Source organism: Microbacterium sp. NRRL B-14842 (genome assembly GCF_050470785.1).
On record NZ_JBFLUM010000002.1, the window covers coordinates 1 to 20,703 of the forward strand.

18 protein-coding genes and 3 pseudogenes are annotated in these 20,703 nt (G+C 72.0%); 10 read left to right on the forward strand and 11 right to left on the reverse strand.

The genetic code is table 11. From position 1 onward, the window contains the following. Positions 1-35: 35 nt before the first annotated feature. The 3 genes and pseudogenes from AB1285_RS16520 to AB1285_RS16530 all read left to right on the forward strand — a co-directional run bounded on the left by AB1285_RS16520 (position 36) and on the right by AB1285_RS16530 (position 2,681). Complete coding sequence (locus AB1285_RS16520; RefSeq protein WP_429977510.1) at positions 36-977, forward strand: BadF/BadG/BcrA/BcrD ATPase family protein; 942 nt, start codon at positions 36-38, stop codon at positions 975-977. A 14-nt stretch (positions 978-991) separates the two neighbouring features. Further along, on the forward strand, positions 992-1,924 hold the full coding sequence (gene murQ / locus AB1285_RS16525; RefSeq protein WP_366236422.1) for an N-acetylmuramic acid 6-phosphate etherase: 933 nt from the start codon (positions 992-994) through the stop codon (positions 1,922-1,924). A gap of 96 nt (positions 1,925-2,020) precedes the next feature. Continuing rightward, a pseudogene (locus AB1285_RS16530) lies at positions 2,021-2,681 on the forward strand (SDR family oxidoreductase). A 28-nt stretch (positions 2,682-2,709) separates the two neighbouring features. Here the strand turns inward: AB1285_RS16530 and AB1285_RS16535 are convergent. The 11 genes and pseudogenes from AB1285_RS16535 to AB1285_RS16585 form a co-directional block, all read right to left on the reverse strand. Beyond that, positions 2,710-2,913: a hypothetical protein gene (locus AB1285_RS16535; protein WP_429977525.1), complete on the reverse strand. Its 204-nt coding sequence runs from the start codon at positions 2,911-2,913 to the stop codon at positions 2,710-2,712. 109 nt (positions 2,914-3,022) lie between these two features. Beyond that, positions 3,023-4,758: pseudogene (locus tag AB1285_RS16540) on the reverse strand (primary-amine oxidase); the annotation flags it as partial. Continuing rightward, on the reverse strand, positions 4,724-5,383 hold the full coding sequence (locus tag AB1285_RS16545) for a TetR/AcrR family transcriptional regulator (RefSeq protein WP_429977512.1): 660 nt from the start codon (positions 5,381-5,383) through the stop codon (positions 4,724-4,726). The pseudogene AB1285_RS16540 and the gene AB1285_RS16545, both read right to left, overlap by 35 nt. Positions 5,384-5,803: 420 nt before the next feature. Then, positions 5,804-6,934 (reverse strand): MFS transporter, encoded by a 1,131-nt coding sequence (locus AB1285_RS16550; RefSeq protein WP_429977514.1) that lies wholly within the window; start codon positions 6,932-6,934, stop codon positions 5,804-5,806. A gap of 252 nt (positions 6,935-7,186) precedes the next feature. After that, a complete protein-coding gene (locus AB1285_RS16555) occupies positions 7,187-7,510 on the reverse strand; it encodes an alpha/beta hydrolase (protein WP_429977526.1) in 324 nt (107 codons plus the stop codon). Between the two features lie 23 nt (positions 7,511-7,533). Beyond that, positions 7,534-9,156, reverse strand: a pseudogene (locus AB1285_RS16560) (alpha/beta hydrolase); the annotation flags it as partial. Between the two features lie 23 nt (positions 9,157-9,179). Further along, positions 9,180-9,785 (reverse strand): aldo/keto reductase, encoded by a 606-nt coding sequence (locus tag AB1285_RS16565; protein WP_429977516.1) that lies wholly within the window; start codon positions 9,783-9,785, stop codon positions 9,180-9,182. A 362-nt stretch (positions 9,786-10,147) separates the two neighbouring features. Continuing rightward, on the reverse strand, positions 10,148-10,810 hold the full coding sequence (locus AB1285_RS16570) for a zinc-binding dehydrogenase (RefSeq protein ID WP_429977518.1): 663 nt from the start codon (positions 10,808-10,810) through the stop codon (positions 10,148-10,150). 6 nt (positions 10,811-10,816) lie between these two features. After that, a complete protein-coding gene (locus AB1285_RS16575) occupies positions 10,817-11,071 on the reverse strand; it encodes a hypothetical protein (RefSeq protein ID WP_429977519.1) in 255 nt (84 codons plus the stop codon). Positions 11,072-11,345: 274 nt separating this feature from the next. After that, positions 11,346-12,080, reverse strand: coding sequence for an SDR family NAD(P)-dependent oxidoreductase (locus tag AB1285_RS16580; RefSeq protein ID WP_268777110.1), 735 nt, complete (start codon positions 12,078-12,080; stop codon positions 11,346-11,348). Between the two features lie 8 nt (positions 12,081-12,088). Further along, complete coding sequence (locus AB1285_RS16585) at positions 12,089-12,661, reverse strand: hypothetical protein (RefSeq protein WP_429977521.1); 573 nt, start codon at positions 12,659-12,661, stop codon at positions 12,089-12,091. Here AB1285_RS16585 and AB1285_RS16590 point away from each other — a divergent pair. The 7 genes from AB1285_RS16590 (at position 12,651) to AB1285_RS16620 (ending at position 20,698) form a co-directional block, all read left to right on the forward strand. Continuing rightward, positions 12,651-13,142, forward strand: coding sequence for an aldo/keto reductase (locus AB1285_RS16590; RefSeq protein ID WP_429977527.1), 492 nt, complete (start codon positions 12,651-12,653; stop codon positions 13,140-13,142). The two genes, AB1285_RS16585 and AB1285_RS16590, sit on opposite strands and share 11 nt — an antisense overlap. A 1,030-nt stretch (positions 13,143-14,172) precedes the next feature. Continuing rightward, positions 14,173-15,702, forward strand: a complete 1,530-nt coding sequence (locus tag AB1285_RS16595) for an ABC transporter substrate-binding protein (RefSeq protein WP_292793943.1) — start codon at positions 14,173-14,175, stop codon at positions 15,700-15,702. 72 nt (positions 15,703-15,774) lie between these two features. Beyond that, positions 15,775-16,716, forward strand: coding sequence for an ABC transporter permease (locus tag AB1285_RS16600; protein WP_247642057.1), 942 nt, complete (start codon positions 15,775-15,777; stop codon positions 16,714-16,716). After that, a complete protein-coding gene (locus AB1285_RS16605) occupies positions 16,713-18,509 on the forward strand; it encodes a dipeptide/oligopeptide/nickel ABC transporter permease/ATP-binding protein (RefSeq protein WP_370428660.1) in 1,797 nt (598 codons plus the stop codon). The genes AB1285_RS16600 and AB1285_RS16605 overlap by 4 nt, the downstream gene beginning before the upstream one ends. Continuing rightward, a complete protein-coding gene (locus AB1285_RS16610; RefSeq protein ID WP_292793949.1) occupies positions 18,506-19,354 on the forward strand; it encodes an ATP-binding cassette domain-containing protein in 849 nt (282 codons plus the stop codon). Before AB1285_RS16605 ends, AB1285_RS16610 begins: the two co-directional genes overlap by 4 nt. Before the next feature lie 47 nt (positions 19,355-19,401). Beyond that, positions 19,402-19,989, forward strand: coding sequence for a TetR/AcrR family transcriptional regulator (locus tag AB1285_RS16615; protein WP_101846902.1), 588 nt, complete (start codon positions 19,402-19,404; stop codon positions 19,987-19,989). Positions 19,990-20,023: 34 nt separating this feature from the next. Then, positions 20,024-20,698 (forward strand): alpha/beta fold hydrolase, encoded by a 675-nt coding sequence (locus AB1285_RS16620; protein WP_292793957.1) that lies wholly within the window; start codon positions 20,024-20,026, stop codon positions 20,696-20,698. The last annotated feature ends 5 nt before the right edge of the window (positions 20,699-20,703 follow it).

Here is a 20,703-nt window from a genome sequence, read left to right on the forward strand (position 1 = left end):
GATGCTCACGGTATCCTCCGGAACGGCGGAACGGGATGGTAAATTCTTTTCAGCGAGTCTACGTGTTGTGTAGTCGCTTTTCTTTCTTTCCGCCGGATCCGAGGAGTGCCGATGAGCGAGACGACCGCCACCGTCGACCTCGGCAAGTCCCGCTGCCGCCTCGTCGTGCACGGCGCGACGGCCGGGGAGCGCTCCGGGATCGGAGCGCCGGGCCTCGCCGCGGCGGGCGGAGTGGAGGCGGCGCTCACCGCGATTCTCCCGCTGCTCGACGGTGTCGAGCGCATCGACACGCTCGGCGTGGGGGCGGCCGGCGCCTGGTTCGCCCCGGAGGCGGCCGCGGAACTCGCCGCCGCGCTCGCCGCACGGACCGGAGCGCGCGTGGCCGTGGCGTCGGACGTGGTCACCGCCATGCGGGCGCTCTCGACGGCGCGGCCGGCGTGCTGCTCATCGCCGGCACCGGAGCCGTGGCGCTGGGCGTCGACCCTTCCGGTGCGCGTCTGGTCGACGGCTGGGGTCCCGAGCTGGGCGACTTCGGCAGCGGATCCTGGCTCGGCCGCGAGGCGTTGCGCGCCGTGCTCCGTGCCCACGACGGGCTGGCCGCGCCCACCGCTCTCACCACGGCGCTCGCCGCCCCCGTCGGCCCGCCCTCGGCCGTGCAGGCCTGGCTCGCCGCCGACGGAGCTCTCGCCCGCCGCCTCGCGACCCTCGCGCCCCTCGTGCTCGCCGCCGCCGCAGACGACGACCCCGTCGCCCGCGGGATCGTCGAGGAGGCCGTCCGGCTCCTCGCTGCGACGACCGCTGCGGCCGCCGGGCCGACCGCGGACGTCGCACTGCACGGCGGCCTCACCGACCACGACGGATTCCGCGCCGCCCTCGCACGCGCGCTCGAAGGGAGCGGCCGTCGGGTCGTCCCCGCGCGAGGCGGCGCCATGGACGGGGGCCCTGCTGCTGACCCGTCGCCTCGACCTCCCCCATGAAAGGTTCGTGCACCGTGCCGAATGACCCCCGTCTGACCACCCTTCTCGCCGAGCTCGCGGGCCTGGACACCGAGGCCTCGTCCACCGAGCGGGGCGATCTCGACCTGCTGAGCACCACTGAGCTCGTCGAGCGCATGAACGCCGAGGACCGTCGCGTGCCCGAGGCCGTGGCCGGTCGCACGCCGGAGATCGCGGCGGCGGTGGACGGCATCACGGAGCGCTTCCGACGCGGCGGTCGCCTCATCTACATCGGTGCGGGCACGGCAGGTCGCATCGGCGTGCTCGACGCGAGCGAGTGCCCGCCCACCTTCGGCACCGACCCGTCGATGGTGGTCGGACTCATCGCCGGCGGGGAGACGGCCATCCGCTCGGCGGTGGAGAACGCGGAGGACGATGATGAGGCCGCGGCCCTCGCCCTGCGCGACCTCGACCTCACCGAGCGGGACACGGTGGTGGGCATCTCGGCATCCGGCCGTACGCCCTACGTCATCGGCGGGCTGCGGTACGCCCGGGGCCTCGGCGCCCTCACGGTGGCGATCGCCTCGAACGCGGGGTCGGCGATCGGCGCGGAGGCCGACATCGCGATCGAGGTCGTCACGGGGCCGGAGTTCATCTCGGGCTCCACGCGGCTGAAGTCCGGCACGGCGCAGAAGCTCGTCGTGAACATGCTGACGACGCTCTCGATGATCAAGCTCGGCAAGACGTACCGCGGGGTCATGGTCGACCTGCTGGCCACGAACGAGAAGCTGCACGCGCGCTCGATCCGCACGGTGTCGCAGCTCGCGGATGTGGACGTCGACGCCGCGTCCGCCGCGCTGCAGGCCGCGGACGGTTCCGTCAAGCTCGCGCTGCTCCTGCTCGCGACGGGCGCCTCCGCCGAGACCGCCGCTGAGGCGCTGGCCGCGGCCGACGGCATCCTCCGCGACGCGATCGCCGCCCTCGCCTGACCCGCTCTCCCCTCGGCAGGGATGAGAATCGCGCCTGACGGGAGCGATCGGGGCACCTTTTCGCACCCGCGACGGGCTGCCCGCTAGCGTGAGGGCATGCCCCTCGCTCTCGTCACCGGCGCCGCGCGCGCGAACAGCATCGCCGCGGGTATCGTCCCGCGGCTCCGTGCCGACGGCTGGACCGTCGTCACCAGCGACCTCGACGACGCCGATCACCCCGCCGACCTCTCCACCGCCGACGGGCCGGAGCGCCTGATCGCCGAGGTCGCGGAGGCGCACGGCCCGATCTCCGCGCTCGTCCTCAGCCACGCGCACGACGTCGAGTCCGGCGTGCTGGACACGACGGCGGAGAGCTTCGACCGGCACGTCGCCGTGAACGCGCGGGCGAGCCTGCTCCTCATCGCGGCCTTCGCCCGGCAGGCCGATACGGTGGCGCGATCGTGGCGCTCACGAGCGATCACGTGACCGGGAACCTGCCCTACGGGGCCTCCAAGGGCGCGCTCGACCGGCTCGTCATCTCCGCCGCGCGCGAGCTCGGTCCGCGCGGCATCTCCGCCAACGTCCTGAACCCCGGCCCCATCGACACCGGATGGATGGACGACGAGACGCGCGTCGGCCTCGCCGGGATGACACCGCTCGGTCGCCTCGGCACGCCGGGCGACATCGCCGCGGTCGTCTCGTTCCTCGTCTCGGATGAGGGACGCTGGATCTCCGTCAGCTCCTCCACGCCGACGGGGCCTTCTCCGCCCGCTACTGATCGCGCGGCGGAGCGTCCCCGGGTGCGCTCAGTGGCCGCAGGCGCAGGAGTCGCCGCCGCAGCAGGAGTCCGTCGCCGTCGCGCCGCCGTGCGCCTGGGAGGACTCCGGCACGTCCATGGCGGGGTTCTGGTCGAGGAAGCCGTAGGGCTTGAACCAGAATCCCGCGTAATCCACGGGCATGATCGGCCAGTCCTCCGGCGGGGGAAGTGCGTGAGCCCGAAGGTGTGCCACAGCACCATGTCCTCGCCGTCGATCCGGCGGTCGTCGGCCGTGTACTCCGGAGGCCGGCGCCGCCCTGGTGCGCGTTGGGGTAGCGCCCGGCCGGCCAGATCTGCCCGTGCTCGTACCGGGTCGCCCAGAGGTGCTTCGTGGCGAAGGCCGCGCGCGCGGCGACGGAGGAGGCGGGGTCGGCCATCAGCAGGGCGGTCGACTCCGGGACGAGGTGGTAGGCGGTCGGGCGGCCGACGTGGTTGGTCCGCGAGGCGCTCTGCACCTCCCACACCGGGCGGCGGAGGAGTCGGCCTCACGCTGGGCGGCGTGCTCGGTCTCGAGCACCGTCTCCGACCAGGTGAACGCGTTGCCGAACGGGTTGTCCGGCCCCATCGGCACCCGCTGCGCGTCGACCTCCACGAGGCGGTTGTCCTGGCCGTCGATAGCCACGTCGAGCCGCGCGCAGAACAGATGCTGGTGGACCGGGGCGAAGACGCCGGGGGCGAGCTCGGTGGCGTGCTTCTGACGGACGCCCGGCTCCCCGGCGCCGGCGAACACGATGCCCGTGGCCTTGGCGACGACCTCGATGGAGCCGTCCAGTCCGAAGTTCCAGTAGAAGCCGTAGTCGTAGTTGCCGATCGTGGAGAAGTACGAGACCACGAAGCGCCGTGAGCGCCGCACGTCGGACCGTCCCGAGAGGTCGGTGTGCTTCCAGAGGATGCCGAAGTCCTCCTCGTGCATGCAGATCACATTCGGGATGCGCACCGGGTGACCGTGGTCGTCGGCGACGTAGCCGTCGAGATACCGGATCACGCCGAGGCAGTCGCAGCCGAGCTCCAGGTGGTTGGCGTTCTTGCCGAGGAGGTACTCGCCCGCGTCGAAGTAGCTGATCCAGAAGCGCCCGGGGGCGGTGTCACCGTACGGCACGACCATCTCCGGCACGCTCGCCCGGTGCAGCACGGAGCGCCCCTGGAACGACACGTCGTGCAGGACGAGGCCTTCGCGGGCGTTGAAGCCCACGCGCATGGACCAGCCCTCCCACTCGACGAGCGATCCGGACACGGCGAAGCTCGGCCCGTCCGGCTGGGTGATCTCGATGGGCCGCAGCGTCGTCCGTGCCGCGCCCTGCACCTCCGGGTAGTAGTTGCCGTGCCCGGCGGGCACCGGCACGTCGCCCTCGTCCTCGACGCGGATCACGCTGTCCGTGGTGAGGTCGATGTGCACGATCAGCCCCTCGACGGGGTGGGCCCACGGGGAATCCTGCTCGTCGTATCGGAGGAAGGTGAGGGACCGGATCACGCGGCGGCCCACCTCGTCGGCCCGGCCGGTGTAGCCCGGGGCCAGGGGGGAGCAGAAGGCGAGGGCCATGTGGTCCGCCAGGCCCCGCCGCCGCATGGCCGCCTGCCAGTCCGGGGATGCCTTGGCGATGGCCTCTGCCCGCTCGTACTCCTCGAACAGGTACTGCGGCTGGCCGTACGGCGGGGCGTCGTTCGGCACTCGCTCCTGCCGCACGACCTCGCCACGGGTGATCGAGACGATCAGCTCGGTCGCGACGCCGGTGGCGGTGTCGAGCAGCGTCACGTCGACACGGCGGTCGATGGGAGAGCCGGGACGCCAGCCCGCGAGCTCCTCCTTCGTGGCTTCGTCGGGGAGCACCATCGGCACGCGGGTGGTCGCCGTCAGCAGGCCGGCTGCGTCGAGCACGGCGCGGGCGGCGGCGATCTCGGCACCGGTGAGCGGGTCGAGCGGGTGCGGGACGGCGATCGGCTCGAGGGAGACGGGCTGGGGGAGTGCGGGGACATCGTTGACCTCACTATTTTCGAGCAAGTGCTCAAGAAACGGGTTGGCACGATGATACGACGGCATGCACGGGCGCACAACCGTGGCGTGTGGGCGATGTCGAGGTCAGCGACGCCAGGGGGCGAGGATGCTGTCGAGGACCGCGAAAGTGCGCCGCCGCCGTCTGCGGTTCGGTGACCTCGACGACCTGCTGGCCGTACGTGATCGAGCGCAGGAGGGCGAGGAGGTCGCCGGTGGGGGTGTCCGGGCGCAGCTCTCGGTCGCTCACCGCCTCCTCCAGTGCCTCGCGGATGCTGCCCTGCCACGTCGCGAGGGTCGGCGCTCCGGCGTCAGGAGTCGGGGCGAGGGTGGCCAGGCGCCCCCAGAAGCCGACGACGACGTGCGCCTCGGTGCGAGTGCGCTCGTCGACGGGGAGCACCTCGCCCATCAGGGCCCGCAGGCGCGCCAGGCCGCGGAGTCCGTCCGTCGCCGCGGCGATGCGCTCGTCGGTGCGACGGGTGACCTCGGCCGCGGCGGCCCGGACGACGTCGTCGAAGCCGTCGAAGTAGTGCCAGAGCGAACCGGTCGCGACGCCGAGCTCCTTGGCGACCGCCCGTGAGGACACGCTCTCATGACCGTCTCTGGCGGCGACGACGAGCAGCGCGTCGGCGATCTGACGGCGACGCTCATCATGGTCGACGATGCGGGGCACGTGCTCATTGTGTCGTATGACGAGGGGTCTCGCTTTTTTGAGCGAACGATCAATATACTTCGGCTGTGGACCTCCTGCTCCGGCAGCATCGTGGCTGATGGCGGCGGCGGCGCTCGTGTCGGCCGGCGCCTGCCTCGCTGCGCGGCGCGCTGTGCCGTGGCAGGGACGCCAGGCCGCGGTGGTGATGGCGGCGGGGATGCTGCTGATGGCGACGGGCGGGACCGGGCCGCTGGGTGCCCTGCTGATCGGTGCCCTGCTGCTCGTGTCCGGCATGATCGGCACGATGGGCGTTCGCGGGGCGACGTCCGCGGCCCCCTGCTGTCACCGCGCTCTCGGATCGCTCGTGATGGCGATCTGCGCCTTCCACGGCGCGGCGGGATCGGTCGGTCAAGGCGTGGTGACGTCCGCGGGGCACGGGGGTCATGGACTCGGCGGCGCGCTCGGCGCGCTCGTCCTCCTCGGCACTCTCAGCGTCGTCGCCTGGACGATCGCCGCAGGGTGGCGGACGACGGCGCATCGGGGCCGCGCCGCCCGGCTGCTCGCGGTGGAGTCCTGGGCGATGGCGATCGGGGTCGTCGCGATGAGCATCGCGGGCTGACCGTCCGGTGCGAGGGTCTCACTCCGCGCCGCGGGGCGGACGAAGGCCCAGGCCGCGATCGCCGCGACGGCGGCGGCCAGGGTCATGGTGACCGCCATCGTGACGGCGTTCGTGCCCCCGATCCCGGCGGCGACCGGGGCGAGCACCGGGCCGAACAGGAACGACGACATGCCGAGCAGCGCGGACGCCGTCCCCGCCCTGGCGCCGTGATGCGCGAGGGCGAGTGTCTGGCCGTTCGGGCCGCCGAGGCCCGCGCACAGCATGAACCCGACGAGTGCCGCCACCACGCCCGCCACCCCCGTCCCGCTCAGTGCCAGGACGAGGAAGGTCGTGGTCGCGACGAGCGTCGCCGTGACCCCGCCGAGGTAGACGCGGAGGGGGCCGAAGCGGCGCACGACCAGGCGGCTCGACTGGCTGCCGACGATGCTCGCGAGGGCGCCGGCGGCGAAGGCGAGACTGAAGCTCTGCGGGCTGAGGCCGAACTCGTCCTGCAGGACGAAGGACGACATCGAGAGATAGGTGAAGAACGCCACGCCCGCACCGGCGGAGGCGCACAGGACCGCGGCGAAGAGCCGGTCGCCCAGCACGGCGCCGGCATGCGCCCGCAGCACGCGGAGGCCTCCGCCGTGGCGCGCCTCCGGTCGCAGCGTCTCCGGCAGGAGGAAGACGACCACGAGCAGCAGGATGACGCCGATCCCGCTGAGCACCCCGAAGATCCCGCGCCAGTCCATGATGCGGGCGAGCTGGCCGCCCACCACCGGCGCGATGATCGGCGCGGTGCCCGAGACGAGGAACAGCAGCGAGAGCATGCGGGAGAGCTCGATGCCCTCGAACTGGTCGCGGGCGATCGCCAGGCAGATCACGATGCCCGCCGATCCCGCCAGCCCCTGCAGGAAGCGGGCGACGAGCAGCAGCTCGATGGTCGGGGCGACCGCGCACACCGCGGAGAGCACCGCGAACGCCGCGACGCCGACCAGCAGCGGCAGACGTCTGCCAGCCGGTCGCTGAGGGGACCGGCCACGAGCTGCCCCAGGCCGAGGCCGATCATGCACGCCGACATGGTCACCTGCGCCAGGGCCTCGGTCGTGCCGAGCGACGCCGCGAGCTGGGGGAGCTGGGGCAGGTAGAGGTCCATCGACAGCGGACCGAAGGCTTCCAGCATGCCGAGCACCAGCATCGCCCGCAGCGTGCCCATCCGCGCGGGCTCACCGCGCGCCGGGAGACTCATCCGCCCAGGCGCAGCACGCGCGCAGCCAGCTCTCCCGCGCGGCCACCGCGGCCTGCGAGACCTCGGCCTCGGGGGAGAACCCGGAGAAGCCGTGGTAGCCGCCCGCCCAGACGTGCAGTTCGGCCTGACCGCCCGTGGCCCAGATCCGCGACGCGTAGTCGACGGCCTCATCGCGGAAGGTCTCCGCGGCACCCACCTCGATGAACGCCGGAGCGAGTCCCGACAGATCCGTGGCCCGGGCCGGCGCCGTGTACGCGACACGCGGTCGGTGAACCGGTCGGCTCCGGCGATCGCGTCCCACGCGGTGTCGTTGTTGTTCCGGTCCCAGGCGCCGAAGCCGTCGTACTGCCGGCTCGACGGGGTCTCGTTGCGGTCGTCGAGCATCGGGCAGCCGAGGAGCTGCCCGGCCAGCCGTGGTCCGCCGCGGTCGCGGGAGAGCAGCGCGACCGCCGCCGAGAGTCCGCCGCCGGCGCTCTGCCCGGACGCGATGACGCGGGAGGTGTCGATGCCGAGCTCGTCGGCGTGGGCGACCATCCACTCCAGTGCCGCGTAGCAGTCCTCCGCCTGCGCCGGTCCGGGGTGCTCCGGGGCGAGACGGTACTCGACCGCGACGCCGACGACACCGTGCCGCTCGGCGAGGTCGATGAGCTCGGCGGTGCCGAAGAAACGCGTGCCGAGCACCATGCCGCCGCCGTGGATCGACAGCACCGCCGGTGCCGGGTCTGCGGGCGCCTGCGCCGGGCGCACGATGGTGATCTCGAGGTCCGGAGCCCCGACGGGGCCGGGGATGACCCGGTCCTCCCAGGTCACGGCGCGACCCTCCGCCTGCACGGCCATCGGCGGGATGATCGTGGCGAAGTGATCGCGGTTGGCGTGGATGGTGTCCGCGCGCAGCGGGATGACCTCGACGAGGTCGACGAAGGCGTCGAGTCCGGCGACGAGCTCCGGGTCGTAGGGCACCGGTTCGGGCGTGCTCATGCGGCGGTCCGCCAGATCCGTCGCAGCCAGGAGGCACGTGCGGCGAGGGCAGCGCGGGTGATCTCGGCGTCCGGCATGTACATGTCGAAGCCGTGGGCGCCGCCGCCCCACACGTGCAGCTCGGCCTGACCGCCGGTCTCCCAGATCCGGAGGGGCGTACACGGTGTCCTCGTCGCGGAACATCTCCGCCTCGCCGACCTCGATGTAGGCGGGCGGAAGGCCGGAGACGTCTGTCGCCCGGCTCGGCGCGGCGTAGGCGGGAGCCTCGACGCTGAAGGCGAGCTCCTCGCCGAGGACGCACGACCAGGCGAGGAGGTTCATGTCGCGCTGCCAGGTGCCGATGCCGTCGTACTGCCGACTGGCCACCGTGGTGTTGGTGTTGTCGATCATGGGACACAGCAGCAGCTGCCCGGCCATGACGGGGCCCCGCCGATCACGCGCCAGCAGGGCGACGGCCGCGGTGAGGCCCCCGCCCGCGCTGCCGCCGCCCACGACGATGCGCGCGGGGTCGATGCCGAGCTCCGTGGCGTGGGTGTGCGTCCACACGAAGGCCGCGTAGCAGTCCTCCACGCCCGCGGGGTACGGGTCCTCCGGGGCGAGGCGGTACTCGACGTTCACGGCCACGACGCCGTGCTCCGCGACGATGTCGACGACTCGAGCCGTCTCCCAGGAGCGGTGGCCGACGATCATGCCGCCGCCGTGGATGTTCACGAAGCCGGGGAGCGTCGAGGTCTCCGAGCCGGCGGGGCGGAAGATCGTGACCTCGATGTCCGGTGCTCCGGGCGGGCCGGGGATGACGCGGTCCTCCCAGGTGATGTCCCGGCCGGCGATCACGGCGTCGTTGTCCGGGAACATCCGGTTGACGCCGTCGCGCGGCAGGGTCTCGCGGGTGAGGGCGGGCTGCGGGTTCTTCGCGATCTCGTCGAGCACGGCCTGCACGTCGGGATCGAAGGGGACGGGGATGGTCATGGTTCTCCTCGGGTGGGACGGCGTCAGGGGCCTTCGGGGTCGACGACCCCGCGGTCGGCCCAGAAGGGCTCGACGAGACGGCGCAGCTCGGCGGCGCCGACGCGGTCGACGAGGGCGGCCGCGTCGAGGTTCGCCCGCAGCTGCGCGACGCGGGAGGCGCCGAACAGCGTCGTCGTCAGGGCGGGGTGGGTGAGGGTGAACGCGATGCCGAGCTGGGCGGGGGTCACGTCGAGGTCGTCGGCGACCGCCGTGAACGCGGGGACGTCGGCGATGATCCGTTCGCGGATGCCGCCGGGGTCGCGCCCGATCTGCCGGTCGCCGTTCACCTTCCCGGCGAGGATCCCGCCCTCCAGGCAGTCCGAGGCCTGCAGCGTGAGGCCCTGCTCCCAGAGGCGCGCGAAGGGTTCGCCGTCCGGGATCGACCGCCGCGAGACGCTGTACTTGAGCTGCGCGATCTGCGGACCGGGAACGCCTTCCGCGGCGGCGAGGTCGATCAGGGCCTGGATGCTCGCCGCCGACCAGTTGTTCACGCCCCACGCGCGGATGAGGCCGGCGTCGGCGAGCGCGGCGAGGTCGAGCACGAGATCGCGCAGCTCGAGGTCGTCGCGGCGGAGGTCGCCGAGGATCACGAGGTCGGCGGTGCTCGACTCCCACCCGCATCAGCGCGTTCTCGAGCTGTGGACGGAAGCCGTCGGCGCCGAAGGCCTCGAGCCAGAGCTTCGACGACAGCAGCCACTCCTCTCGGCGCAGCCCGGCCGCGCGCACCATCGCCGAGAAGATCACGTCGGTGAAGACGGGCGGGGCGCCAGGCGCGGAGTACACGCCCACGTCGAAGAGGTTCACGCCGCGGTCGGTGGCCTCGCGGAGGAGCGCCACCGCGTCGGCGAAGTCCATGCGGTCGTAGGTGTGCCAGGAGCCGAGGGAGAACAGGGAGGCGTGCAGGCCGCTGCGGCCGATCTCGCGGAGGGGAGGGGAGTGGTCATGGTGCTCCTCAGAGGCTCGGGTCGATGACGGCCTTGACCTCATCGAGGTGGTGCATGTGGGCGATCTTCGCGGAGGCGTCGGCGAGCCCGACCGGGGCGCTGAACAGGTCGTCCCAGGGGAAGCGGTCGGCGAACGCCATGAAGAAGTCGATCGCACGGGCGTAGTCGGAGATGTCGCCGTTGAGCGAGCCGACGACCGTGAGCTCCTTGCCCATGATCGTGCTGAGGGCGAAGCCGTCTCCGGCCGGACCGGTCGAGCCCACGATCGCCACGGTGCCGCGTTGGGCGGCCATGCCGACGGCGTCCGGGCCGACGCTCGGGGCTCCGGCGAAGTCGAACACGTGGTCCGCCCCCTCGCCTCCGGTGAGCGCCAGGACCTGGTCGACGACGGGCCCGTCGCGGAAGTCCACGACGGCGTCGGCGCCGAAGCGGGCGGCGAGCTCCAGACGAGCCGCGGGTGCGCCGACGGTGATGACCTGCCCGGCACCCGCGATCCTCGCGACTGCGGTGGCGAAGATGCCGAGGGCGCCGGAGCCCTGCACCACCACGCGGGAGCCGGGACGGATCCGGCCGGCCCGCTCGAACGCGCGGAGGACGGTCTTCGCGGCGCAGCCCGCCATGGAGGCCCAGGTGTCTTTGACGGTCGCCGGGAGCAGGAGCGTGGGCGGCACCCGGGGTCACGTACGCGTACTCGGAGAGCCCGGCCGTCGCGAACGGCGGAACGTCGGCGCGCTGGAGGAAGCCGTAGCCGCGGGCGGGAGCACGCGACCGGCTCGCGCAGCACGACGCAGCCGTGGCACTCGCCGCAGGTGGACCTCCGACCAGCCGATCCGGTCGCCGGGGGAGAGCGGGCGGCCGAGCGCGTCGCGGGTGTCCGGCCCGGTGGCCACGATCTCGCCGACCATCTCGTGACCGAGGACCATGGGCAGCATGCCGGGAACGACATCTTCCCCTCCCAGATCTCGATGTCCGTGCCGCACAGCGTCGTGCAGGCGATGCGGACGAGGGCGGCGCCGGGTTCGATCTCGGTGGGCAGCGGAAGCTCTTGCAGGGTAAGCGGCTCGCCGTGCGCGGTGAGCACCGCGGCGCGGGTGGTGGTGGGGAGGGTCATGGTTCTCCAGTCGCGGGGCGGGTGGCGGGATCGAAAACGGTCCTCCGCGGTGCCAGGGAGGGGCGGAATCGATCCCGCACGGAGGGGGACGGGGATCAGACCAGGAGCTGGCCGCCGTCGACGGGGACCGAGACCCCGGTGATGTGGCTGGCGGCCTCGCTCGCGAGGAAGAGCACGAGCGGGGTGACCTGGTCGACCTCGGCGATGGTGCCGAGCGGGATGCGCGATTCCCAGGCGGCGCGGGCATCGGGGTTCGAGGCGAAGTCGGCGGTCAGGGGCGTGAGCACGGGACCGGGGGCGACGGCGTTGACGCGCACCCCGGAGCTGGCGAGCTCGATGGCGGCCGTCCGGGTGAGCGCGTCGACCGCGGCCTTCGTGGCCTCGTAGTGTCCGAGGCCCGGGGTGGGCTGCCGGGCGCCGATGGAGGAGATGTTGACGATGGCCCCGTGGCCGGCGGCCGCGAGCAGCCCGCCGAAGACCCGCAGCATGAGGAACGTGCCGCGGACGTTGACGCGCAGGGCCGCGTCGACCGCGTCGACCGCGACCTCCTGGAGTGTGCCTCCGCCGGCGACGACGCCGGCGTTGTTGACGAGGACGTCGAGCCCGCCGGCGTCCGCGAGCTGCGCGGCGGCGGTGGTGACCGCGCCCTCGTCGGCGATGTCGAGGGGGAGGGCGGTGGCGCCGATCTCGGCGGCGACGGCCCGGGCGGCCTCGAGGTTCACATCGCCGAGGAACACCTCGTCCCCGGCGGCGCGGAAGGCGCTGGCGATGCCGCGGCCGAGCCCGGAGGCTCCTCCGGTGACGAGGATGCGGCGCGGGGAAGCGGTCATGGTCGTCCTCACTGACGGTGTTCCGATGGGATTCCTCCGTTATATTCTACAAACATAGAAAAACGCAACCCCGTGCCCCGAGACGGCGAAGGAGCCCTCATGCCCGATGTGACATACCCCCGCAAGCCGCTGTCTCCTCGGGGTGCGACGGTGCCGCCGCTCGCCCTCGGATCGTGGAACACCTGGGACCGCATGGCTTCGACGATGCCGTGCAGCTCATCCAGCGGGCGGTCGACCTCGATGCCGGATTCTTCGACATCGCGTACTACAACATGGGGCCGCATGCCGAGAACTCCCGGACCGACATCCTCTTCGGAGAGGCCTTCCGGGCGAGCGGGGTGGACCGTGTCGACGTCGTGCTCTGCGGCAAGCTCTGGCTCTGGGACTGGCCGCACCAGGGCTTCCGCGGGCAGATCGAGGAGTCGCTCGAGCGGGCCGGCCTCGACCGCTTCGACACCCTCGTGGTGGGGGACTACCTCGACGCCCCGGACATGCCGCGACTCGTCGCCGACGTGAACGCCCTCATCGCCGACGACCCTGGTCGACTCGTGGGGGATCAACAACTGGCGGATCGCGGACACCGGGGCGGCGCTCGCCGAGGCAACCGCTCAGGGGGCGGTCGGCCCCGCGTTCGCGCAGCTCAAGTACGGCATCGCGCGCCGGGCCATGGCGGAGGGCGACGCCTATGGACCCCTGTTCGCCGACGGAACCCTCGCGCTGCAGGCCTCCGACGTGTTCGAGGGCGGAATCCTCGCCACGGGATGGATGCCCCAGCGCAAGATCGGTGCCGATGTCGGGGGTATCCGTGAGCGGATCCTCGCCGTGTACCCCCAGGTCGCGCGGGTCGCGGGGGAGTTCGGGGTGACGCCGGCTGCCCTCGGCATCGCCTTCTGTCTGGCGAACCCCGCGACGGCCAACGTACTCTTCGGTGCCTCTCGCGTCGCGCAGCTCGAGGACAACCACGCCGCCCTCGCCCTCGCCCGAGACTACGGCGCCGAGGTCCGCGCCGCCCTCGCCGACTGCCGCGTCGACCACGCCGTCCGCCCCGACGGCACCTGGTGACCTTTCGTATCTCCCACGGCTTCCCGGCGTCCGCCCCGCCCCCGGCGTCCGCCCCGCCCCCGGCCGCCGGTCTCCGGGATCACTTCCGCACCTCCCGCGCGCCCCGCAGGCACGTTCCTGATCCCGCCTCGCTCCGCCCCCGCGTCCCACTCCGCGTGCGGGATCAGTTCCGCACCTCGCAGGCGCCCAGCAGGCACGTTCCTGATCCCGCACTCGCTTGGCCCGCGTCCCACTCCGCCCCCGCGTCCCACTCCGGGCGCGGGATCAGTTCCGCACCTCGCGCGCGCCCCACGGGCACGTTTCTGATCCCGCAGGACGTGACGTTCTGCGTGCCGATTCGAGAACGCGCCGAGTAGGGAGGGCGTGCGGCCGATTCTGATCCCGCTTCTGGTGGCGGCTGTGTGGCGGTCGCCGGGCCCGCCGCTCGTGCGCGACCGGACCGCTCTCCGGAGCCCCGGATCAGAAGTGCTCCTCGTGTTCGCAGCAGATCGTAAGCGCTCCTCGCCTCCGTGCTGGATCGGAAGTGCCCCGCGCACGCTCCGGATCAGAAGTGCTCCTCGGATCCGGGTGGGAGGTGCGTTCTTGATCCCGGGAAGGGGTGCGGTGGCCCTCGGGAGCGGCAGTGTGGCCCGTTCGCGCCGTCGTTCACCCCGGTGCGGGATGAGAAGGGTGCCGAAAAGGCGTCGCCGAGGGGTGTTTCTGATCCGGTCGGACGGGTGGGCGCAGTGGCGGGATCAGAAGTGGGCCGCGCGGGGAGGGCAGGGGTGCGTTATTGATCCCGGTACCCGCACCTGCACCCGCGGGGTGCGGGCGGGTGGGGTACGGGATGCGCCGGGGTGTGCGCGGGGGAGCAAGGCGGTGTGCGCGCTGAGGCATCGGTCCGCGCGGCCAGAGGGCGAAACGCGCTTGCGCTCTTTTTCCACGCATGTAGACTAACCAGCACGACACATCGAAGTGGCGTCGGTCCCGGTCTCCGGTCAGCGGCTCTTCGAACCTTCTTCACCACCCCCTGCACCCGAGAGAAGGAACCATGAAACGAATGCCCCTCGCGGTCGCCGCCGCCGTCGCCGCGACCCTCGCGCTCGCCGGCTGCAGCGGCGGCGGAACGCCCTCGCCGTCCGAGGGCGGTGGCGCCGAAGGCCCCGACGCCCTCAACATCGGCAACTTCCTCGACGTCACCTCGTGGGACCCGTCCCTCGCCGACATCGGCTTCGACGGCCCCTACCTGTCCGCGGTGTACGACGCCCTCATCGCCCTCGACAGCGACGGCACCCCGATCCCGTCGCTCGCGACGAAGTGGACCGTGGCCGACGACGACCTCAGCATCGACCTCGACATCCGCACCGACGCCGTGTTCAGCGACGGCACCCCGGTCGACGCCGACGCCGTCGTCGCGAGCCTCGAGTACCTCAAGGCCGGCGCCCGGTCCGGTGAGGCCTACGTCAAGGCGAAGGGCTTCGAGAAGGTCGATGACGACACCGTCCGCATCGCCCTTACGCAGCGCGACGACACGATCCTCTACCTGATGGGCCTCGGCCGCAGCTACGTCATGCCCCCGGCGTCCATCGAGGCGGGCACGGTCGGCAGCGACCCGATCGGCTCCGGCCCGTACGTGCTCGACAGCGACACCAGCGTCGCGGGCGCCGAGTACCACTTCACCAAGACCGAGGACCACTGGGACGCGAAGACGTACCCGTTCGCCGAACTCGCGATCTACCCGATCACCGACGCGACCGCCCGGCACAACGCGATGCTCAGCGGACAGATCAACGTGCAGTACGGCGACGTGGCCAACCTCGACCAGGCCGAGCAGCAGGGCTGGAACACCGCCCAGCGCGTCTCCGGGTGGGCGGGCCTCGTCATCACCGACCACACCGGCGCGAAGAGCGAGCCCCTCGGCACGCTCGAGGTCCGCCAGGCGCTGAACTACGCGTTCGACGGTGCGGCCGTCCTCGCGGCGGTCGGCAGCGGTGCGGGCGTGGCCACCAACCAGGTCTTCCCCGACGGCGGCGACATCAACGACCCCGAGCTCAACGATGCCTACGCGTTCAACATGGATAAGGCGAAGGAGCTCCTGGCCGACGCCGGCTACCCGGACGGCTTCGACATCTCGATGCCGATGTCCCCGATCTTCGAGATGTGGAAGCCGTCGGCCGAGCAGGCCCTCAACGAGCTCGGCATCACCGTCACCTGGGACAACATGCAGATGCCGGACTACCAGCTCAACGCCCCGAACTACCCGATGTTCATCTCCTTCCTCGCGATGGACGGCAACGACGTGGCCACCGTCTCCCGGCAGCTGACGAGCGTGCAGTGGTTCAACCCGGAGCCCGACTACGCGAAGAACGAGGTCATCGCCCCGCTCGTCGAGAAGGTGCAGACGGAGCGCGGCGACGCGCAGACCGCCGCCATCAAGGAGCTCAACGAGGCCCTCGTCGACCAGGCCTGGTGGTCGGTCTGGTACCAGGCGAACAACATCTACTACACGGCGCCCGGCATCCAGCTGCAGCCCGTCGTGGGGATGATGTTCCCGACGCTGCGGTACATCACGCAGGGCTGAACGCCCGCCGGGGCGGTCGCCACGCGGCCGCCCCGGCACCCCTTCCCTCCTCCTCACCCTCGAGAGGCCCCCATGCTCCTCTTCACGGCGAAGCGGGTGCTGTCCGGCATCCTCCTGCTCGTCGCGGTCTCGATCGGCACGTTCTTCCTCGCCCACCTCGCGATCAGCGACCCGACCGCCTCGCTCCTCGGGACCACGGCGAGTCCCGCGCAGCAAGAGGCGCTGGCGGCGAAGATCGGACTCGACCGCCCCCTGATCGTCCAGTTCTGGGACTGGTTCTCCCACGCGGTCCTGCTCGACTTCGGCGTCTCGTGGCGCAACTTCCAGCCGGTCGGCGCGCAGCTCGCGGTGAAGGTCCCCGTCACTCTCTCCGTCGTGACCCTCGCGACCCTCATCACGGCGGTCATCGGCGTCGCCTTCGGCATGATCACCGGACTCCGCCCCGGCACCTGGTTCGACCGCATCATCAAGGGGATCTCCGTCGTCCTCTTCGCACTTCCCGGGTTCTGGGTGAGCCTGGTCCTGGTGATGTGGCTGGCGGTGCAACTCAAGTGGTTCCCCGCCGTGGGCTACGTCCCGCCGACGCAGTCCGTCGAAGGCTGGCTGCGCTCGATCACGCTGCCGGCGATCTCCCTCGCCCTGGGCGGCATCGTCGCCGTGTCGGAGCAGCTGCGCAATGCCGTGATCGCCCAGAGCCGCCAGGACTGGGTGCGCACCCTCCGCAGCCGCGGCCTGTCCGCCGCCCGGGTGAACCTGCACATCCTCCGCAACGCCTCGCCCGCCGCGCTCACGGTGATCGCCCTGATGTTCGTGGGCCTGCTCTCCGGGGCGATCGTGGTGGAGCAGATCTTCAGCCTCCCCGGTCTGGGGCAGCTCACGAACCAGTCGTCGCAGAACGGCGACATCCCGATGCTGCTCGGGATCACGGTGGTCTCCATCGTCTTCGTCGTCCTCATCAACCTCCTGCTCGACCTCGTGCTCGGCTGGATCAACCCGAAGGTGCGCGTCGCATGACCACGACAGACATCCGCGTCGCCTTCGACCGGGCCGCCCAGAAGCGCCGGTCGAGCCTGTTTCGACGCTTCCTCCGTCACCCCGGCGGCTACATCCCGCTCGCGATCTTCGTGCTCATCGTGCTCGTCGGGGTGTTCGCGCCGTTGCTGGCGCCGATGGACCCGAACCTCGTCGACCTCGCGGCAGCCAAGGCCCCGCCCTCGCCGGAGCACCTGCTCGGCGGCGACTCCACCGGCCGCGACATCCTCAGCCGCCTCATCTACGGGACGAGGACGACACTGTGGGGTGCGCTCATCACGATCGTCACCGCGCTCGTCGTCGGGGTCCCGTCGGGTGTCGCAGCCGGGTACTTCGGCGGCGTCTTCGACCGGGTCGCGACCTGGATCAGCGACGCCCTCCAGTCGATCCCCGGGATGATCATCCTCCTCGTGGTCGCCGCCGGCAGCCGCAACAACTTCGAGCTGCTGATGGTCACCGTCGGTGTCTTCATGGTGCCGGGGTACTTCCGCATCGCGCGGTCGCAGACGCTCGCCGTCCGCGGCGAGGCGTACATCGACGCCGCCCGCGTGTCGGGCCTGTCGGACGCGCGCATCATCTTCCGGCACGTCATCACGGCCGTCTACCCGCCCGTCATCATCCAGACCGCGCTCACGGCCGGCATCGCGATGGGCATTCAGGCGGGGCTCCAGTTCCTCGGCATCGGCGACTCGAACGTGCCGAGCTGGGGCGCGATGATGCTCGAGGGCTTCCGGCTCATGCTCACCTACCCCCTCATGCTCCTGTGGCCCTCCGCCGCGCTCGGTCTCACGATCGCCGTCCTCGCGATCATGGGCTCCACGCTCGCCGAGCTCGTGCAGGTGCGCACGCCGCGGGCGGCCCGACGGCGGCGGCGCGGTGTGCTCGAGACCGGCGACGAGGTCGCCGCGGCTCCCGCCACGGGCAGCGTCCGCCACGAGGCGCCGGCGTCGGCCCTCCGCGTCGAGAACCTGCACGTCGTCCACGCGACGCCGACGGGGGAGACCGAGGTCGTGCATGGCGTGACCCTCGACGTCGCGCCAGGCGAGGTCGTCGGGATCGTCGGCGAGTCCGGGTCGGGCAAGTCGCAGACAGTGTTCTCGGTGCTCGACCTGCTCCCCGCGACCGGCCGGGCGACCGCCGACGCGATCTGGGTCGGCGGCGCGGAGGTCACCCACGCGACGCCGAAGGAGCGCCAGGCCCTGCTCGGACGCACGATCGGGTACGTGCCGCAGGAGCCGATGAGCAACCTCGACCCCTCGTACACGATCGGGCATCAGCTCATCGAGCCGCTGCGCCGGACGCACGGGCTCGCGAAGGCCGCCGCCCGGCAGCGCGCGCGGGAGGTGCTCCTGCGGGTCGGGCTGTCCGATCCCGATCGCGTGATGCGCAGCTACCCGCATCAGGTGTCCGGCGGCATGGCCCAGCGCGTGCTCATCGCCGGCGCGATCGCCGGTCGACCGTCGCTCCTCGTGGCGGACGAGCCCACCACCGCCCTCGACGTCACCGTGCAGGCCGAGGTGCTCGAGCTGCTGCGGGAGCTGCAGGCCGAGTACGGGATGGCGCTGCTCATCGTGACGCACAATTTCGGCGTCGTCGCCGACATCTGCGACCGCGTGATCGTCATGCGCGGCGGCGACATCGTGGAGTCGGGGCCCGTGGACGAGCTTTTCGCCGCGCCCACCCAGGAGTACACGCGCGAGCTCATCGCCGCGTCGCTCGATGATGCCGAAGGGCGCGCCGCGCTCGACAGCCGCCGGACGGAGGTCCCCGCATGAACGCCGTTCCGGTGAACCCCCTGCTGCAGGTCGACGACCTCGTGGTCGAGTACGGCCGCGGAAGACACGCCTTCCGCGCGCTGCACGGCGTCTCCCTCGACATCGCCCCCGGTGAGTGCCTCGGCCTGGTCGGCGAGTCCGGATCGGGAAAGTCGACCCTCGGCAAGGCCATCCTCGGCCTCGCCCCGGTGACCGCGGGCCGCATCCGCTTCGACGGCCGGGACATCGGCGGCCTCGGCCGCAAGGCCCGACGGGAACTCGCCGATGATGTGCAGGTCGTGTTCCAGGACCCGTACGGTTCCCTCAACCCGGCACTGACCATCGGCGACATCCTCGCCGAGCCGCTGCTGACGACGGGCATCGGAGCGAAGGCAGCCGACACGCGCGTGCGCGACATGCTCGACCGCGTGCGGCTGCCTTCCACGAGCATGGACCGGTATCCGAGCGAGTTCTCCGGCGGGCAGCGGCAGCGCATCGCGATCGCCCGCGCCCTGGTCCGCGGACCCCGGCTGATCGTGTGCGACGAGCCGGTCAGTGCACTCGACCTCACCACGCAGGCGACCATCCTCGACCTCTTCATCGAGTTGCAGCGCGACACCGGCGTGGCCTACCTCTTCGTCTCGCACGACCTCGGCGTCGTCCGGCGGGTCTGTCACCGGGTCGCCGTGATGTACCGGGGGGAGATCGTGGAGATCGGGGACGGCGAGCAGGTCACCCGCGCGCCGCGTCACCCGTACGCCGAGCGCCTGCGACTGGCCTCACCCGTCGCCGACCCGGTGGCGCAGCGGGAACGCCGGGCGCAATGGCTCGCTCTGCGGGAGGTGCCCGATGCGGCGGTACGGTAGCTCCAGGCCGGAACACGCCACACCCCGGACTCGGCCGGAAGGACGCCATGCCGAAGATCATCGACCACGACCAGCGGCGACGGGACATCGTCGAGGTGGCCAAGAGCATCATCCTGAAGGGTGGGTTCGAGGCGGCGACCATGCGCAGCATCGCCGCGGAGGCGGGCTTCGCGAACGGCGCGCTGAAGCACTACTTCCCCGGGAAGGAGAGCATCGTCGCGGCGACGTTCGAGACGATCCTGCAGCAGATGTCCGAGGGCGTGGAGGCCGCGGGGCAGGAACCGGTGGCGGCGGACGACGCGCTGCGGGGCTTCCTGCAGGCCACCGTGCCGCGCGACCCGGAGCAGATCGCCGCGGGCCGGGTGCTCCTGGCGCTCTGGGAGTACGCGATGGCGAACGAGTCGCTGGCCGAGCTCTACCGCGGACACCTGGGTTCGTGGCGATCCTCGCTCATCGCGCGCATGGAGGCGGCCCGCGACGAGGGATCGATCCGCGATCAGGACTACGGCCCGCTCGCCGACGAGTACATCTCCGCGGCGGTCGGGGCGACGGTCATCAACCTCATGTACCCGGACGGCGACCGCATCGCCGACTACGAGAACTACATCGACCGGTTCCTCGCGCGGCTGCGCTGAGGGCGAGGGGCCGGTCCCGAGAGGACGGCCCGTCATGACCCTTCCCCCTGAACGACCCGTGGTGTTCTTGCACGGCCTCGCCTCGCGCGGCACGCAGGACTGGCCGGAGAGCGAGTGGGCGGCGGTGCTCGGCGACCGACCGCGCCGCGTCCTCGACCTGCCGGCGCACGGCGACGCCCCCGGGCTCGGAGCCGTGCCGACCTCCGCGGTGCTCGACGCGCTCGCCGCAGCGATCGGCCCGGACGAGGTCGACCTCGTCGGCTACTCGCTCGGTGCCCGGCTCGCGTGGGACCTCGCCCGGCACCCGGGTGTCGCGGTGCGGCGTCTCGTGCTCGGCGGCCTCAGTGCGGGGGAGCCCTTCGCGCTCGTCGACCTCTCCGCCGCTCGGGCCGCGATCGCCGGCGGACCGGCTCCCGTCGATCCGCTGTCCGGGATGATCGTGCACATGGTGAGCCTGCCCGGGAACCGCCCGGACGATCTGCTCGACCTCATCGAGGGGCTCGCGACCGAGCCGTTCGCGCCCGAGGCTGCTGCCCCGGCGATGCCCGTGCTGCTCCTGGGCGGTACCGATGACCCGATGGCCGCGGGCATCGACGAGCTCGCCGCGCGGCTGCTCGACGTCCGGGTGCGACGCGTCCCCGGGGATCATCTCGCGGCGCTGCACACCGCCGCGTTCCGCGACGCTGTGCGCGGGTTCCTCGCGGACTGACCCGC